Source organism: Psychrobacter sp. T6-1 (assembly GCF_052258445.1).
On sequence record NZ_JBQQFC010000681.1, the window covers coordinates 1 to 745 of the forward strand.

Below are 745 nucleotides of genomic sequence, written 5' to 3' on the forward strand. Positions count from 1 at the left end.
TTGCAGCATCGAGCGGCGTAGGCACAGCACGCAAGAAAAAATTATTTCAATCTTGCGCCATAATACGATGTATCTGTTTTATTTGGTATCGACTATAGCTCAATCATCACTGTTCGTTTAAATACTCCATTTATACCCTCATAAATTTTTAATAAGAAGACTTTATCATGCTAAATAAACGTCCGTTATATATTCCCTTTGCAGGTCCAATATTACTAGAAACACCGTTGCTAAATAAGGGTAGTGCCTTTTCTTCAGAGGAACGTGATAGCTTTAATTTGACTGGATTATTACCCCATAATATTGAAACCATTGAAGAGCAATCTTTGCGCGCTTATCATCAGATGAGCTCCTTTACTAGTGATATGGATAAGCATATTTACTTGCGTAATATTCAAGATACCAACGAAACCTTATTTCATCATTTAGTTGAGCAACACATTGAAGAGGTGATGCCGCTCATATATACGCCAACGGTCGGGCAGGCGTGTGAGAAGTTCTCACAAATTTATCGCCGCAAACGCGGTATATTTATCTCTTATCCTGAGCGCCACAAAATCGACGACATGCTGCAAAATGCCACCAAACAAAAAGTAAAAGTGATCGTGGTGACCGATGGCGAGCGTATATTGGGCTTAGGCGATCAAGGCATCGGCGGTATGGGCATTCCCATCGGTAAGTTGTCTTTGTACACCGCTTGTGGCGGCATTAGTCCTGCGTATTGTCTACCGATCTTGTTAGATGT

At 40.9% G+C, this 745-nt stretch carries 1 pseudogene; it reads left to right on the forward strand.

The features are described 5' to 3' along the window. Positions 1–167 precede the first annotated feature (167 nt). Positions 168–745: pseudogene (locus ACTXGO_RS15370) on the forward strand (NAD-dependent malic enzyme); the annotation flags it as partial.